The sequence below is a fragment of the Pseudomonas sp. PS01270 genome, assembly GCF_029959775.1.
Taxonomy (GTDB): Bacteria; Pseudomonadota; Gammaproteobacteria; order Pseudomonadales; family Pseudomonadaceae; genus Aquipseudomonas; species Aquipseudomonas atacamensis.
Window position 1 is genome coordinate 1 of record NZ_JASCPT010000031.1, and the last position, 15,638, is coordinate 15,638.

Below are 15,638 nucleotides of genomic sequence, written 5' to 3' on the forward strand. Positions count from 1 at the left end.
CCCTCTGCGCGAGCAGGCTCGCTCCCACATTTGGAATGCGTTTTTCTGTGGGAGCGAGCCTGCTCGCGAAAGCGATGTAACAGGCGACACTGGACTCTCGGTAAACTCCCGGCGACTTTGAATGGAAACCACTGACATGACCGAAGACACCATCAAGCGCCGGGCACGCGGTCTGGACCGGGCGTTCGATATCCTCGATTTTCTCAAGGAAATCGGCCAACCCCTACGCCCCAATGACATCGCCAACGGCATCGGCAGTCCGAAATCGACGGTCTACGAACTGGTCGCGTCCTTGCTGGAGCGACGAATTCTCGAGCCGGTGGGCAAGGACGGCCACGTCTACCTTGGCCGCCAGTTGTACTTCCTTGGCCAGGCGCATCTGCGGCATTTCGACCTCAGCCGCGAGGCCGATCACGCTTTGCAGGAGATCGTCAGCCAGACCCGCGAAACTGCGCAGATGTGTCTGCTCAACGGGCGCAAATACACCGTTGCATTGATGAAGGAGGGCGAGCGGCATTTCCGCATTTCCTCCGATATTGGCGAAAACGCGCCGATCCCATGGACAGCGTCCGGGCGTCTATTGCTCGCGCATTTGAGCGATCAACAGATCATCGACCTGATCGACGAAGACGACTACATCCTGCCCGACGGCGAACGCCTGCCACTGGACCGTTTTCTGGCGGAGATTCGTCAGGCCGGCAGCGATGGCTTCTTCTCCTTCGACAGCGTCGCCGACACCTTCACCCATTGCTTCGCCGCGCCGGTCAAAGACCCGCAGGGCGTGGCCATTTGCACTTTGTGCATCGTCGCCCCGCGCGCCGATGCGAAAAACAATTACAACGACTATCGCCGGGTGCTGATCGAGAGCGCCAACAGCCTCGCCCGGCGGATCAACGAATAACCGCGGCTGCCTGCGGCCGCGCCTGTGAGGATTCGACCATGACCACTGCCATCAACTCTGCCGTAGAAAAAGGCGACGCCGCCATCGGTGCGCAATTGACCCGCGACGTCAGCCTGCCGGCGCTGGTGCTGCACCGCGAGGCGCTGGAGCACAATATTCGCTGGATGCAGAAATTCGTCAGCGACAGCGGCGCCGAGCTGGCGCCCCACGGCAAAACCAGCATGACCCCGGCACTGTTCAAACGACAGCTCGACGCCGGCGCCTGGGGAATCACCCTCGCCAGCGCCACCCAGACCCGCGCGGCTTATGCCCACGGCGTGCGTCGCGTGTTGATGGCCAACCAGTTGGTCGGTACGCCGAACATGGCGTTGATTGCCGATCTGCTCGCCGATCCGACGTTCGATTTCCATTGTCTGGTCGACCACCCGGACAACGTCGCCGACCTCGGGGCTTACTTCGCTTCCCGTGGGGTCAAGCTCAACGTGATGATCGAATATGGCGTGGTCGGCGGCCGTTGCGGTTGCCGCAGCGAGCAGGAAGTCATAGAGCTGGCCAAGGCCATCGATACGCAACCGGCACTGGCCCTGACCGGCATCGCAGGTTACGAAGGTGTTATTCACGGCGACCACGCGGTCCGTGGCATTCGCGAATTCGCCGCGTCGCTGGTTCGCCTCGCGGTGCAGCTACAGGACAGCGGCGCCTTTGCCATCGCCAGACCGATCATCACTGCGTCGGGTTCGGCCTGGTACGACCTGATCGCCGAATCTTTCGAAACCCAGAACGCCGCCGGCCGCTTCCTCAGTGTGTTGCGCCCGGGCAGTTACGTGGCGCACGACCATGGCATCTACAAAGAGGCGCAGTGCTGCGTGCTCGACCGTCGCAGCGACCTGCACGAAGGCCTGCACCCGGCGCTGGAAGTCTGGGCTCATGTGCAGTCGCTGCCGGAACCGGGTTTTGCGGTGATTGCTCTGGGCAAGCGCGACGTCGCCTTCGATGCCGGTTTGCCGGTGCCGTTGTTGCGCTACAAGGCCGGCGTGGTGCCGGCGGCGGGGGATGATGTCGGCGCGTGCAAGGTCACGGCGGTGATGGATCAGCATGCGTTCATGACCGTAGCGCCGGGTGTCGAGTTGCGGATTGGCGACATCATCTCATTTGGTACTTCGCATCCATGCCTGACTTTTGACAAGTGGCGGGTAGGGTTGCTGGTGGATGAGCAGTTGGCGGTCATCGAGACCATGGAGACTTGTTTCTAAGGCTTGAGATTGCGTTGCGGCGGCTATTCGCGAGCAGGCTCGCTCCCACAAGATCAATGCGTTCCATTGTGGGAGCGAGCCTGCTCGCGAAGACGCCCGCTTAGCCACCACTGAACCACCCGAGATCCCACCCGATGAAAATCTTTCACAACACCCCACGCATCGCCCTGATCGGCGAATGCATGATCGAACTGCAGCAACGCGCCGACGGCAGTCTGCAGCAGAGCTTCGGTGGCGACACCCTCAACACGGCGGTGTATCTGTCCCGTGCGCTGGGCGACAAGGCGCAAGTCGACTACGTCACCGCGCTGGGCGATGACAGTTTCAGCGACGCCATGTGCCAGATCTGGCGCAGCGAAGGCATCGGCCTCGATCTGGTGCAGCGCCTGCCCGGTCGGCTGCCCGGTCTGTACTGCATCCAGACCGACGCCAACGGCGAGCGGCGTTTCCTGTACTGGCGCAACGAAGCGGCGGTACGCGATTGCTTCACCACCCCTGCGGCCGAGCCGATCCTCGCGGCGTTGCCGGACTACGACGTGCTGTATTTCAGCGGGATCACCCTCGCTGTACTCGGAATGCAAGGCCGCGCCCGACTGATCAAGACCCTGATTGAAGCCAGACAGCGCGGCGCACGCATCGTTTTCGACAACAACTACCGCCCGCGCCTGTGGGCGTCGGTGGAAGAGGCGCGCGCGGCGTATCGCAGCGTCTTGCCATATGTGGATCTGGCGTTACTCACCGTGGATGACGAACAGGCATTGTTCGGGTTTGCCGATGGCGCTGAAGTGTTTGCCACGTATGCACAGATCGGCACGCCGGAAGTGGTGCTCAAGCGCGGCGCCGAGGCGTGTCTGATTCGTTGTCAGGGGGACGCGTTTGAAGTGCCGGCGCAGAAGGTCGATAAGGTTGTCGACACCACGGCGGCGGGGGATTCGTTCAGTGCGGCGTACCTGGCCAGGCGCTTGCTCGGTGGCAGTCCGGCAGAGGCGGCGCAAGCGGGACATGAATTGGCCAGTCGGGTGATACAGGTGCCTGGAGCGCTGATCCCCAGGTAATCAGAGAATGGCCGCTTGCTGCGCAATCGGTTCGCGAGCAGGCTCGCTCCCACAACGCGGTCGACATGTGGGAGCGAGCCTGCTCGCGAAGAAGCCCGGCAGCCAGCCGATCAATCCCGATAAAACACCTGCACCAGGTGATAACCAAACTTGCTCTTGATCGGCCCATGCACGGTGCGCAGTGGTTTCTTGAAAATCACCGCATCAATCGCGCCGACCATCTGTCCTGGACGTACTTCGCCCAGATCACCGCCGCGTTTGCCGGACGGGCAGGTGGAAAATTTCTTCGCCAGCACATCGAACGCTTCGCCCTTGGCAATGCGCTGTTTGAGTTGTTCGGCCTCTTCGGCGGTTTTCACCAGAATGTGGCGGGCTTGGGCTTTCATCGTGCAATACCTGATAACGGGGTGACAGCGGGGCGCGCGATTATGCCTCAAGTCGCGGGGTCGGGTTGCTCAACTTGCGAATCTTGCTCGCCAGCACTTCAAGGACAAAGGGCTTGGCGACCATGTCCATGCCCTCTTCAAGGAAGCCCTGACGCTCGGCAGCAATCTGCGCGTAACCGGTCATGAACAGCACTTTAAGCCCCGGACGATGCTGGCGAGCAATCTCCGCCAACTGGCGTCCGTTCATGCCCGGCAGCCCGACATCGGTAACCAGCAGATCGACGCGTTGCACGGACTCGAGCACGGGCAGGGCGTTCGTGGCGTTTTCCGCTTCGAAGGTTGTGTAGCCCAGTTCCTTGAGCAGATCGAGCACCAGCATGCGCACTGCCGGATCATCCTCGACCACAATCGCGGTCTCGCCTGAAGATGAAGCTGCAATCGGTTCGGCTTTCTCCACAGACGAGGATTCGGGCGTCGGCTCAAGCAAACGCGGCAAGTACAGACGTACACAAGTGCCTTGCCCCGGCACACTGTCGAGGCTGACATGGCCACCGGACTGCTGGGCGAAACCGTAGATCATCGACAGCCCAAGCCCGGTGCCTTGGCCGATCGGCTTGGTGGTAAAGAACGGATCGAAAGCCTTCGAACGGATTGATGGGGTCATGCCGGTGCCGTTATCGCTGACCGCGAGCATCACGTATTCGCCGGCCTTCACCGGCTCGAGGATGGTGATGTCGCTGCTGTCGAGATACACGTTCGCGGTCTGGATCAGCAACGTGCCGCCTTCGGGCATCGCGTCGCGGGCATTGATCACCAGATTGAGCAGGGCATTCTCCAGCTGGCTGACGTCGGTACTCACCGGCCACAAATCCTCTGGCAGGCGCAGTTGCAGCTCGATCGCATCGCCCTTGGTGCGGCGGATCAGGTCTTCCAGTGAATGCACCAGTTCGTTGACGTGCAGTTGCTTGCGATCCAAGGACTGGCGCCGCGAGAAGGCCAGCAAGCGATGCGTCAGCGCGGCCGCACGGTTGGCCGACGACACGGCCGCCTCGGTGAAGCGACCAATCTCATCGGCGCGACCGTTGGCGATGTAGCGCTGCATCAAGTCGAGGCTGCCGATGATACCGGTGAGCATGTTGTTGAAGTCATGGGCGATGCCGCCGGTGAGCTGGCCGACGGCTTCCATCTTCTGCGCGTGGCGCAAGGCGTCTTCGGCGCGCTCGCGTTCGAACATCTCGTTCTGCAAACGCTCGTTGGCCTGCGCCAGTTGCTCGGTGCGCGCGCTGACCCGCTCTTCGAGGGTCTCGTTGAGATTGCGCAGGGCTTCCTCGGTTTTCTTGCGCTCGGTTTCGTCGATGACAAATATGTAGAAGCCATTCACTGCGCCGTCCGCGCCATGTCGCGGCAGATAATTCATGAGGGCATGACGGGTGCTGCCGTCGCGGTGCGGCGTGTAGAAACTGAAGGAGCAGGAGCGCCCGGCCAGTGCTTCGGCGATGTACGGCGCACGCAGGAAATACGCCTCTTCGCCGATGACTTCGCGGATCGTGCGCCCATACAACTCCTGCGGCGTCAGGCCGTACCAGTCCAGATACGCTGCATTGTTGAGGCGAAAACGTTCTTCGGCGTCCACGTAGCTGATCAGGATCGGCATGGCGTTGATGATCAGCTGAAGTTCGGTCTGGCTCTGACGCAGCGCCTGTTCCGTATGTTTGCGTTCGGTCAGGTCCAGCGCCGCGCCGAGAAAGCGCATCGGCCGACCATGATGATCCTTGTAGCAACGCCCGCGCGCGAACACCCAGCGCAGCGTGCCATCGGCCTGCAACAGGCGATATTCCTCAGCGTACTCGGTGCCATGGGTGATGCAGTACTTGATGCCGCGCGCGACCATGGCGCGGTCTTCGGGGTGCACCCCGTGCATATATTCGCTGATCGGCAACTGCCCGGCCTTGCTCGGATCAACGCCATGCAGTTCGGCAAAATGCGCATCGGCGATGAAACGGTCTTCGCCAATGTCCCAATCCCAGGTGCCGACGGCGTCGGTGGCGGCGAGGGCCAGTTGCAGACGCTCCTCGGACTGGCGCTGGGCCTTGAGGCTTTCTTCGGAGCGACGCTGCAATTCCAGGGCAATGCGTCGGCGCTCGTTGGTTTCGATGGCAGTGATCAGAATCCCGGCCACCTGTGCGGTCTCATCGCGAATCGGGCTGTAGGTCAGATCCAGCCAGAAATCGGTTTTTTTGCCGTCGCGCTGCACGCTGAAACGCTGCTCGCTGAAGCTGCGCACCTGGCCCTGCAGCACCGCTTGGTATATCGGCTCGGCAAAATCCCGCACCTCTGGCCAGACCTCATGCGTCGGCTGCCCGAACGCTTCGGGATGCTTGCTGCCAGCGAGCAGGGCAAAACCATTGTTGTAGATCTGCGTGAGTTGCGGGCCCCATAACAGCAGCATCGGCATCGGCGAATGAATCACGATGTCCACCGCCGTGCGCAGGCTCTGCGGCCAGGTGCCGGCGGCGCCCAGCGGGCTGCGGCTCCAGTCGGTGCGGGCAATCAAGGCCTGAGCGTCATCGGTGGTGGATACAGCATTCATGTTTCAATCCTGAGCGTGGTTCGGTAAGACGGGGTCTATCATTGTTGCAGGAGCCGCGCCAAGCGTCGGCCAAATCTGCTCATTCAATGCTTCGCGGGTGCTTTCAGCCATGGAAATCGATGCACTGTTGTCAACATTGTCGCAAAAAAACGGCTCGGATCTGTTCCTCTCTACCGGCGCAGCGCCGAGTGCGCGCATTGATGGCGCGCTGACGGCGCTCAGCGATCAGCCATTCAAACCCGGCGAAACCGCAGCCATCGCCACCTCCCTGATGGACGCCGAGCAGCGCCGGGAGTTCGACCGGGATCTGGAAATGAACCTGGCAATCTCCCGAACGGGCGTCGGGCGGTTCCGGGTGAACATTTTCAAGCAGCGCAACGACGTTTCGATCGTGATCCGCAACGTCAAGGTCGACATCCCGCGATTCGAAGACCTGAAGCTGCCGCCGGTGCTGCTGGAAACGGTGATGCTCAAACGTGGCCTGATTCTTTTTGTCGGCGCGACCAGTTCAGGCAAGTCAACTTCGCTGGCGGCACTCATCGATCACCGTAACCGCCACAGTGCCGGACACATCGTGACGATCGAAGACCCGATCGAATATATCCATCGGCACAAGCGCTCGATTATCAATCAGCGTGAAGTCGGCGTAGATACCCGAAGCTTTCATGCGGCTTTGAAGAACACTCTGCGCCAGGCTCCGGATGTTGTATTGATTGGTGAGATCCGCGATCGCGAAACCATGGAGCATGCGCTGTCATTCGCTGATACCGGCCATCTTGTTTTGTCGACGCTGCATGCGACCAATGCCAATCAGGCACTGGATCGAATCATCAATATGTTCCCCGAAGAGAAGCGCGAGCAGCTTTTGCAGACATTGGGCAACAACCTCAAAGCCTGTGTTTCGCAGCGTCTGCTCCGCACTGTCGATGGGCAAAGGCGCGCGGCAGTCGAAATTCTTCTGGGTACGCCGACCATCGCTGACCTGGTCCGACGCGGCCAGTTCGAAGAGCTCAAGCCGATGATGGAAAAATCGACCGGACTCGGTATGCAGACATTTGACGCGGCACTGTTTGCGCTGTTTGCAGAAGGTGCAATCAGTGAGCAGGAAGCATTGAAGAATGCCGATTCGGTGAATAACTTGAAGTTGCGAATCAAACTTCAGCGCGATCAGGCAGGTGTTAACAATACAGGCACCGGCGAGTGGGGTTTGATGGATTGACTTGGTGTCTTCAATTGCGCCGACTGATTGCGCGGCAACAACACTTAATAATTAACTCGTGGTTCGGTTGTATGTGTTTGGGTAAAACGTCATCACGCTGAATGGTCAGCTAGTTGGTTTGATGAGGTTTTGCCTTGAACGAAGTTAAGAAAAATAAAGTATTCCGCCCGTCGAAAGTTGCGCTGGATGAATGGAAGTATCGGTCTGCGGCAGATGCCGCCGAGCGCGATATGGTTCTTCGGCATCTGGAAGAGGCATTGAATGAGTACACTGAAGATCACGATATAGACTGGTATGGGCGTGAAGTAGAGTTGCAACCAGGCTCATCACTGCATGAAATATATAACCCCGGCAGACTTCTGCTCAATGAACTGCTGAAAACCGGGCCGGTCATTGGTGCAATCGGTCGAGAGGAGGCGCGCGAGCATAACGGCCTGGTTCGGATTACGCCGGAAGGCAAGATGGAAGTCCGTGCCGTCAGAGGTTGGGTAGATCTGGTTGCGGCGCAGTATTTTGAATACAGTCAACCTACGCGCTCGACGGTGAGTCTCATCGCCGACATTGCCGCAGTCGCCGGCGGTTTTGTATGGCCCGATCTGGATGTAACCCTGGATCAGTGGTTCAAGTTTCATGATATCGATCTGCCTGACACCAAGGCCAAGATCAGTAACTTGATCGGCTTGTTCAAGTTTTCACCCGAGGTCAGGGAGCCAGTTGCTTTTTGGGATCACTTTCAATCCGGTGAGCAGAGTCACAACGGGTTATCCGAAGAGCAGTTTGCAGATATTCGTGGCGCCACCGCCAAATTGATGCCGAAGCGAAAACTGTTGTCAGCCTTGTACAACGTCACGGGGCGCGCAGATATATCTCACGAAACGGCGGCGCAGCGCCTCGTTGAATTTGTCGCCTATCCAGTTTCGCTGGATCTTGCCAGAAGTTATATCAAAGGGCTGAATTGGTACGGGGTGAATGACGGGCAAACGCTCTCCGAAAATATTCTCCGCCAATTGTTGATGACCGCGATTTTACTCGACCTGGACCCATCAATCGGCCATCGCCACTTGGTCGAACGGCGGGACCTGTACTCGCCAGACAATGTTGAGCGCCATCCATCAGAGATACTCGAGGAGTACACCCGGTTTGTGCGGAACAAGCGCTGGGTAGATCCGATATTGGCGCCGTTGGTGGTTCATCTTCTCCTGGCACGCAACGCGCCCGAATTTCTGGTCAGGAAAATTCCGACAGAGGTCACACTTGGATCGATCGCCTGGATCAAGTTCTGTCGCGCTGTTGTATTGGTCGAGGCGGTAAAGACCGGGGCCTCGCGGCAATTGACCTATGCACAGGTCATCGCTTACGGCGAACTGGAGCCGGTCAGTGAAGCGCAGAAGCATATGCGCGATCTGGCGCTGATCGACCCGATTGTCGAGTGGGCGTTGCTCAACCGGATTATCTCCAGAGCCGAGCTCGAACAGGCAGAAGAAACCTGTACACGAAGGGCGATTGACGCGTTTGAGCAACACGTAGACCAATTCGCCCAGCTAGCCCGCGCATTTTCGACACCGTTACCCAACCGAGCGGAAATTGCCCGAAGCCAATTGAGAAAAGCTGCACCTGGCTGCGACACACTGGACGAAAAGGCGCTTTCCGAGAAAGGCGGACAGCAAATCATGTCCATGGTCGAGCTGCACCAATCGGGCGATCTGGTCACTGGTCAGTGGGACAGGGGCACCGTACGTTTGATCGTCAACGGATTGCTGCAACCTGCGATCAACTACAACCCTGCGGGTCTCAGTCTTTATCAGCGTTATCCGCGACTGCTGACGATTGAATCCTGTGACGAGGAAATGGATCGTCAGTTGGCCGTGCATTTCGAAGCGGTGAACGGCGGCATGATGTCTGCCATCAAGCTGGCGTTGGCACACATGCCGGAAGCGGATCTGCAAGTGTTCATGAATGCCGAGATTCATTTTTTCACCGTGCGCGAATCGGCATCCTATGTGACTACGCGCCGGGCCGGCGGGCCTTTGAATGTAGGGCTTGAACAAGAAACACAACAAAGCCGGGATGCCGCCACGGGCCGCTTCGGTGTTGTGATGTACACGTCTGATGAAGACGCTGATCTTTGTTATGAATTATTCACTTCGCGTGCAGAAACCCGCAGGAATGATGCGCTGGGTGCTTTCATCAGACGGGAAAGAAAGCTTCAGCAACGCTCAAGAATGAGCGCCAGTGCCAATATGACGACGCCCCTGAGCAACACCCTGACCCAGAGCGTTCCGCTGAACATCAGGCGCTATACCCATGCCGCGGCCGAGGACGCTTCGATCAGCAGCAGTATGGCGATCATCGATTACTTCGGCGCGCTGAAAGCACCAGCGCAATCTGCGCGGTTGCAGACAGGGTTCTACCAGAAATTCAACGACCCGAACGTCGTGCGCATCGCCGGGTTTCTCGCCGAGAACAGACCGTTCCTGAATAAAACCGAGCTCAGAGAGCTCGTGCGTGTACCGACGCCGCTCGAACTCTCCCGGGAAGAGGGCGAACGCTTGCTGACTTACTTCATCGACCTGTTGGTGCCGTTCAAAAAATGCATCGAGGACATCGCCTCGGGCGAACACAACAAGATGGTGGACGGGGTTTACGGATGTTTGATGGACGGCATCGGCCTGGTGGGAACAGTGGCTGGCGCCAGCTCGAAGGCGCTGAGTATTTCCACCAGGGCCATTTCCACTACTGCCAAGGCCGCGCGTTTCACCCGGCTGGCGTTTACTTCGGCCATCTCGCTTTTCAATCCCTTCGACGGTGTGCCATCTGGTCTGCAGGCGGGCGGTAAACTGGTACACAAGGGCCTGCTGCGGTTCAACAAGAACACTCATGACCTGATTACTCTGGCCAGGGGGCAATTGCACAGGATCAGCGGTCGCCGGCAATCCTATGATCTGCTTGAAGCGGCCGATAACGCGCAATTCGGGTTGGGGAGCTGGCGGCCACGCGGGGCTACGCATGAAGCCGTCGCCGTGCTGGCCGCGCGCAGTGGTGACAAATGGTACTCGCTGAATCGACGCGGCAACTTGTGGGGCAAGTCTCTGGAGGGTTTTGTGTATCAAGCCCCCTTGCAACTGCCTGCTTCGCCGCGCACGTTGCCGCTCAGTTACACGCGCAAGTTCATCGAGCAAAGCCTGCCCCGTGCACGGGCCAAGATCGACAACGCATTGGAAATCTTCAACCGTCATGATTTCAAACGCGATCGCGACGCGCTGATGAAGATCGTGTTCGGCGATGCTTCTCAGGTGTCCACCGATCGGCTGGTTAACTACTTGCGTTTGATCCGCTTCGATTTCGCCGGTTTCTCCTTGAGCAACATGGTTCTCGACGGCCTCAAGATCAACGACACCCTGGCATCGTTCGATGTAAACAATTACCAGCGCTGGAAAGACGCGGGTTCGAGCGGTGATTGCGCTATAGCGTTTGTTGAGGTCTACACGAAAAACTTCAATCGACACTTCGTCAGCATGGGTCTGAACCACGATGTGATCGCCGACGACCTGATTCATGAGCTGTTCCACGCCAGCGCACAAACCGACGATGTCGGCTATGCCACCGACGCCGTGCATGCCAGTGACAGCGGACAGCAGCTGGATGTGTCCGTATTGCTCAATCTGGGGGCAGGTTGCCTGGCGCAGTCGCAGAGCGGCACTGACTGTCATGCGCCGTCCAGAGCCTTCGAAAACGCCGACTCGCTCACGCTGGTCACCTCATTGCTGAGTCAACTGATCACTGACGAGGTCACTTTCGATCAAAACATGACTGTTCTTGACAGTGCGCTCGAGGCCAGTGCGGGCCGGGCGATTGGCGAGCCGGTGGTCATTACCTTGAACAAACCTCGTTGATGAAAAGCACTGCCGCCAGCCTGTCGGATGAGGGCGTCAGTGCCGATTTCAATCAGCCAGTTCGCGCCGATCCCGAAACTGCTCCAGCGCTTCGGGATTGGCCAGTGCATCGGTGTTTTTTACCGGCCTTCCATGCACGACATCACGCACCGCCAGCTCCACGACTTTGCCGCTGATGGTGCGCGGTATGTCCGTCACTGCAACAATCCGCGCCGGGACATGCCTCGGCGTGGTATTGGCGCGGATCACTTCGCGGATTCGCTGTTCGAGCCCTTGATCGAGTTCGACACCATCGCGCAGACGCACGAACAGCACGACCCGCACATCATCCTGCCACTGCTGACCGATGGCGACGCTGTCCAGTACCTCGGTGATTTTCTCGACCTGGCGATAGATTTCCGCCGTGCCGATGCGCACGCCGCCCGGGTTCAACACCGCATCCGAGCGGCCATGGATCATCATCGCGCCGTGGGGCAACTGTTCGGCGTAATCACCTTGTGCCCAGACGCCGGGGAACAGGCTGAAGTAGGACTGGCGAAGTTTTGAACCGTCGGGGTCATTCCACAAGCCGATCGGCATCGCCGGGAAATGCCGTGTGCAGACCAGCTCACCTTTCTCACCGATCACCGGTTGGCCAGCGTCGTTCCAGACCTCGACGGCCATGCCCAGGCTCTTGCCCATGATTTCTCCGCGACGTACCGCTGACAGCGGGTTGCCATTGACGAAGCACGAGACGATGTCGGTACCACCGGACATTGAAGCCAGGCACACATCGGTTTTGAAGTCGCGGTAAACGAAATCGTAGCTTTGCGGTGACAAAGCCGAGCCCGTGCACAGCAGGGTTTTCAAGCTGCTCAAGTCATGACTTTCGCGGGGCCTGGCGCCGCTGCTTTCCAATGTGGCAAGGAATTTCGGACTGGTGCCAAACACACTGATGCGTTCATCGTCGATCAGATCGAGCAAGCGCTGATGGTCCGGATGAAACGGCGAGCCGTCGTAGAGCACCACGGCGCTGCCCACCGCGAGCGCTGAAACCAGCCAGTTCCACATCATCCAGCCGCAGGTCGTGTAGTAGAACAAGCGGTCACCGGGACCGAGGTCGCAGTGCAAACCATGTTCCTTGACGTGTTGCAGCAGCACACCGCCGGTGCTGTGGACGATGCATTTCGGCACGCCAGTGGTGCCGCTGGAGTACAGCACGTAGAGCGGATGATTGAACGGCACCGGGGTGAAATTCGGTTCGCCGCCGGGTTGATAAAAATCCTCCCACAAGCAGACATCAGCGTGGGTTTGATAATCCTCGATGCGCGCTTGCGGACGGGCGTACGGGACGATGATCAACTGCTGCAGCGACGGCAGCTGTATCAGGATTTCGTTGAGCTTGGCGGTCTGATCCAGGATGTTTCCGGCGTATTGATAGCCGGCACAGGTGAGCAGCACTTTCGGTTCGATCTGGCCAAAGCGATCGATCACGCCGTGGGTGCCGAAGTCTGGCGACGAGCAGGACCAGATCGCGCCGAGGCTGGTGGTGGCCAACATCGCCACCAGGGTTTGCCAGGTGTTGGGCATGCAAGCCGCCACGCGATCACCCCGGCCAACGCCTGTTGCGCGCAGGCTCGCCTGAAAACCGGCGACGTGTTCGGCCAGTTCGGCCCAGGTCAGTTGTTCGCGCTGGCCGTTTTCCGCCACAGCAACCACCGCCACGGCATCGTCGCGGCGGCGCAGCAGGTGTTCAGCGAAGTTCAGCGTCGCGCCGGTGAACCACTCGGCGCTGGGCATTTCTGCACCTTCACGCAAGATGGCGTCTGGCTGAGTGTGGAAGCGGATGTCGAAGAAATCGACGATCGCCTGCCAGAACGCCGGGCGCTGATCGATGCTCCATTGGTGCAGGGCAGGGTAGCCGTCGAGCTTAAGCGAATGCCGCTGATTGATTTCGCGCCGGAAAACGTCCATCCGCGAACGGTCGATACGCTGGGCGTCGGGTTGCCAGAGGATGTCGGACATGGGTTTGCCTCTTCTTATCGGATTCGCGAGCGGGCTCGCTCCCACAATGGCCAGGTGTTTATTGCGCCAGCCAGCCACCATCAATATTCCACGCCGCGCCGCGCACCTGGCTGCCGGCTTCACTGCACAAAAACAACACCAGCTCACCCAGATGCTGCGGTGTAACGAACTCCAGCGACGGCTGTTTTTCCGCCAGCAGGTCATGCTGCGCCTGCTGCGGATCGACACCCTTGGCCGCGCGATCATCGATCTGCTTCTGCACCAGCGGCGTCAACACCCAGCCCGGACAGATCGCGTTGCAGGTGACATTGCTGGTCGCGGTTTCCAGCCCGACTACTTTGGTCAGACCGACCACGCCATGCTTGGCGGCAACGTATGCGGCTTTGCCGGTGGAACCGACCTGGCCGTGCACCGAGGCAATATTGATGATGCGCCCCCAATTCTTGCGGCGCATGCCCGGCAGGCTGAGCCGCGTGCTGTGGAATACCGATGACAGGTTGATCGCGATGATCGAATCCCAGCGCTCAACAGGAAACTCTTCTACGGCCGCAACGTGCTGAATGCCGGCGTTGTTGACCAGAATGTCGACGCCGCCAAACTCGCGCTCGGCGTAGGCGACCATGTCGGCAATCTGTGCCGGGTCGCTGACATCGGCGGGATGATGGCCGACCTTGCCGCCGAACTGAGCGACGTCGGCGATCACCTTCGAGGCGTCGCCGAAGCCATTGAGAATCAGGTTGGCGCCCGCTTTCGCGAGAGTCAGCGCGATGCCCAGGCCGATGCCGCTGGTGGAGCCGGTTACCAACGCTGTCTTGCCGGAAAGAGTGGTCATGAATACCTCACACAATGCCAGTGGCGTAGAAAGTGCCGATCACCACGAAAACCGCGAGGGTCTTGATCAGCGTAATACAGAAAATGTCTTTGTAGGCTTCGCGGTGGGTCAGTCCGGTCACCGCCAGCAACGTGATTACCGCGCCGTTGTGCGGCAGGGTGTCCATGCCGCCGCTGGCCATCGCGGCCACGCGGTGCAGCACTTCCAGCGGAATATTCGCCGCGTGCGCCGCACTGATGAACTGCTCGGACATCGCCGCCAGCGCGATGCTCATGCCGCCCGACGCCGATCCGGTAATGCCGGCGAGCAGCGTCACGGTGATCGCTTCGTTGACCAACGGATTGGGAATCTGCTTGAGCCAGTCGGCCAGCACCAAAAAGCCCGGCAGCGAAGCGATTACCGCACCAAAGCCGTATTCAGACGCGGTGTTCATGGCTGCGAGCAACGCACCGCTGACCGCGCTTTTGCTGCCTTCGGCGAGCTTGCTTTTGATCGCCTTGAAACCGAACGCCAGGACCATGAGGATGCCGACCAGTAACGCCGCCTGCACCGCCCAGATCGCCGTGAGCTTGGCGATTTCGGTAGTGACCGGCGCGGCCATGCCCGGCAGCGCGAGGCTGTGGGTCTTGCCGTACCACTGCGGAATCCATTGGGTGAACAGCAGGTTCATGATGCCCACCGCCAGCAAAGGTGACAGCGCAATCCACGGGTTGGGCAGCTTCAGGTCTTCGGCGGTTTCCGGTTCGTTGCGCAGTTCAGTGCCGTAACCTTCGCCGGCACGTTGCGCCTTGTTGCGTTGGCGCTGCAGAAACAGCATGCCGGCGCAGAACACGAAAATCGTGCCGATCACCCCCAGCCACGGCGCCGCCCATGCGGTGGTGTTGAAGAAGGTGCTGGGGATGATGTTCTGGATCTGCGGCGTGCCGGGCAGGGCGTCCATGGTGAACGAGAATGCGCCGAGGGCAATGGTCGCCGGGATCAGGCGTTTGGGAATATTGCTCTGGCGGAACATCTCCGCTGCAAACGGGTAAACAGCGAAGACGACGACGAACAACGACACGCCGCCATAAGTGAGCAGGGCGCAGACCAGCACGATCACCAGCATCGCTTGTTTGGTGCCAAGCAGGCGAATCGCAGCGGCGACGATCGAGCGTGAGAAGCCGGACAGTTCGATGAGCTTGCCGAACACCGCGCCGAGCAGGAATACCGGGAAATAGAGCTTGATGAAACCGACCATCTTGTCCATGAACACCCCGGTGAAAGCAGGGGCAACGGCGGACGGATCGGTGAGCAGGACCGCGCCGAGGGCGGCGATCGGGGCAAAGAGGATGACGCTGTAGCCACGGTAGGCGGCGAGCATCAGCAGCGTCAGGGCTGCCAAGGCAATGATCACACTCATGGTGTGTCTCTCCAGGATTGTTATTTTTGTGGGTGGAACGGTTGTGGAGAGGTGTTAGCGATTACTGTGCCAAATACCTAACATGTTGATATCTATAGATATTTCA

The 15,638-nt window shown here is 59.4% G+C and carries 10 protein-coding genes; 5 read left to right on the forward strand and 5 right to left on the reverse strand.

All coding sequences use genetic code 11. From position 1 onward, the window contains the following. The first annotated feature begins 136 nt into the window (after nt 1-136). From QMX86_RS11790 to QMX86_RS11800, 3 genes are all read left to right on the forward strand, one after another. A complete protein-coding gene (locus tag QMX86_RS11790) occupies nt 137-901 on the forward strand; it encodes an IclR family transcriptional regulator (protein WP_016774498.1) in 765 nt (254 codons plus the stop codon). Between the two features lie 38 nt (nt 902-939). Continuing rightward, nucleotides 940-2,154: an amino acid deaminase gene (locus tag QMX86_RS11795; protein ID WP_282387884.1), complete on the forward strand. Its 1,215-nt coding sequence runs from the start codon at nt 940-942 to the stop codon at nt 2,152-2,154. Between the two features lie 134 nt (nt 2,155-2,288). After that, entirely contained in the window at nt 2,289-3,209 is a 921-nt protein-coding gene (locus QMX86_RS11800; protein ID WP_282387981.1) for a sugar kinase, read from the forward strand. Nucleotides 3,210-3,319: 110 nt separating this feature from the next. Here the strand turns inward: QMX86_RS11800 and QMX86_RS11805 are convergent, their stop codons facing one another. Both QMX86_RS11805 and QMX86_RS11810 read right to left on the reverse strand, forming a co-directional pair. Next, on the reverse strand, nt 3,320-3,595 hold the full coding sequence (locus QMX86_RS11805) for a peptidylprolyl isomerase (RefSeq protein ID WP_007912322.1): 276 nt from the start codon (nt 3,593-3,595) through the stop codon (nt 3,320-3,322). 40 nt (nt 3,596-3,635) lie between these two features. Then, nucleotides 3,636-6,185: a PAS domain-containing protein gene (locus tag QMX86_RS11810; protein WP_073474740.1), complete on the reverse strand. Its 2,550-nt coding sequence runs from the start codon at nt 6,183-6,185 to the stop codon at nt 3,636-3,638. Between the two features lie 109 nt (nt 6,186-6,294). Between QMX86_RS11810 and QMX86_RS11815 the strand changes: the two genes are divergently transcribed. Both QMX86_RS11815 and QMX86_RS11820 read left to right on the forward strand, forming a co-directional pair. Continuing rightward, nucleotides 6,295-7,404 (forward strand): PilT/PilU family type 4a pilus ATPase, encoded by a 1,110-nt coding sequence (locus QMX86_RS11815; RefSeq protein ID WP_282386338.1) that lies wholly within the window; start codon nt 6,295-6,297, stop codon nt 7,402-7,404. 134 nt (nt 7,405-7,538) lie between these two features. Further along, nucleotides 7,539-11,297 (forward strand): hypothetical protein, encoded by a 3,759-nt coding sequence (locus QMX86_RS11820; protein WP_282386336.1) that lies wholly within the window; start codon nt 7,539-7,541, stop codon nt 11,295-11,297. Between the two features lie 48 nt (nt 11,298-11,345). On the opposite strand, the gene QMX86_RS11825 is transcribed toward QMX86_RS11820, so the two are convergent. The 3 genes from QMX86_RS11825 to QMX86_RS11835 are packed head-to-tail and all read right to left on the reverse strand — an operon-like array spanning nt 11,346 to nt 15,532. Beyond that, nucleotides 11,346-13,301 (reverse strand): acetoacetate--CoA ligase, encoded by a 1,956-nt coding sequence (locus QMX86_RS11825; RefSeq protein WP_282386334.1) that lies wholly within the window; start codon nt 13,299-13,301, stop codon nt 11,346-11,348. A gap of 58 nt (nt 13,302-13,359) precedes the next feature. After that, nucleotides 13,360-14,133: a 3-hydroxybutyrate dehydrogenase gene (gene hbdH, locus QMX86_RS11830; RefSeq protein ID WP_110646508.1), complete on the reverse strand. Its 774-nt coding sequence runs from the start codon at nt 14,131-14,133 to the stop codon at nt 13,360-13,362. Nucleotides 14,134-14,140: 7 nt separating this feature from the next. Next, nucleotides 14,141-15,532 (reverse strand): GntP family permease, encoded by a 1,392-nt coding sequence (locus tag QMX86_RS11835; RefSeq protein WP_016774505.1) that lies wholly within the window; start codon nt 15,530-15,532, stop codon nt 14,141-14,143. Nucleotides 15,533-15,638 lie beyond the last annotated feature (106 nt).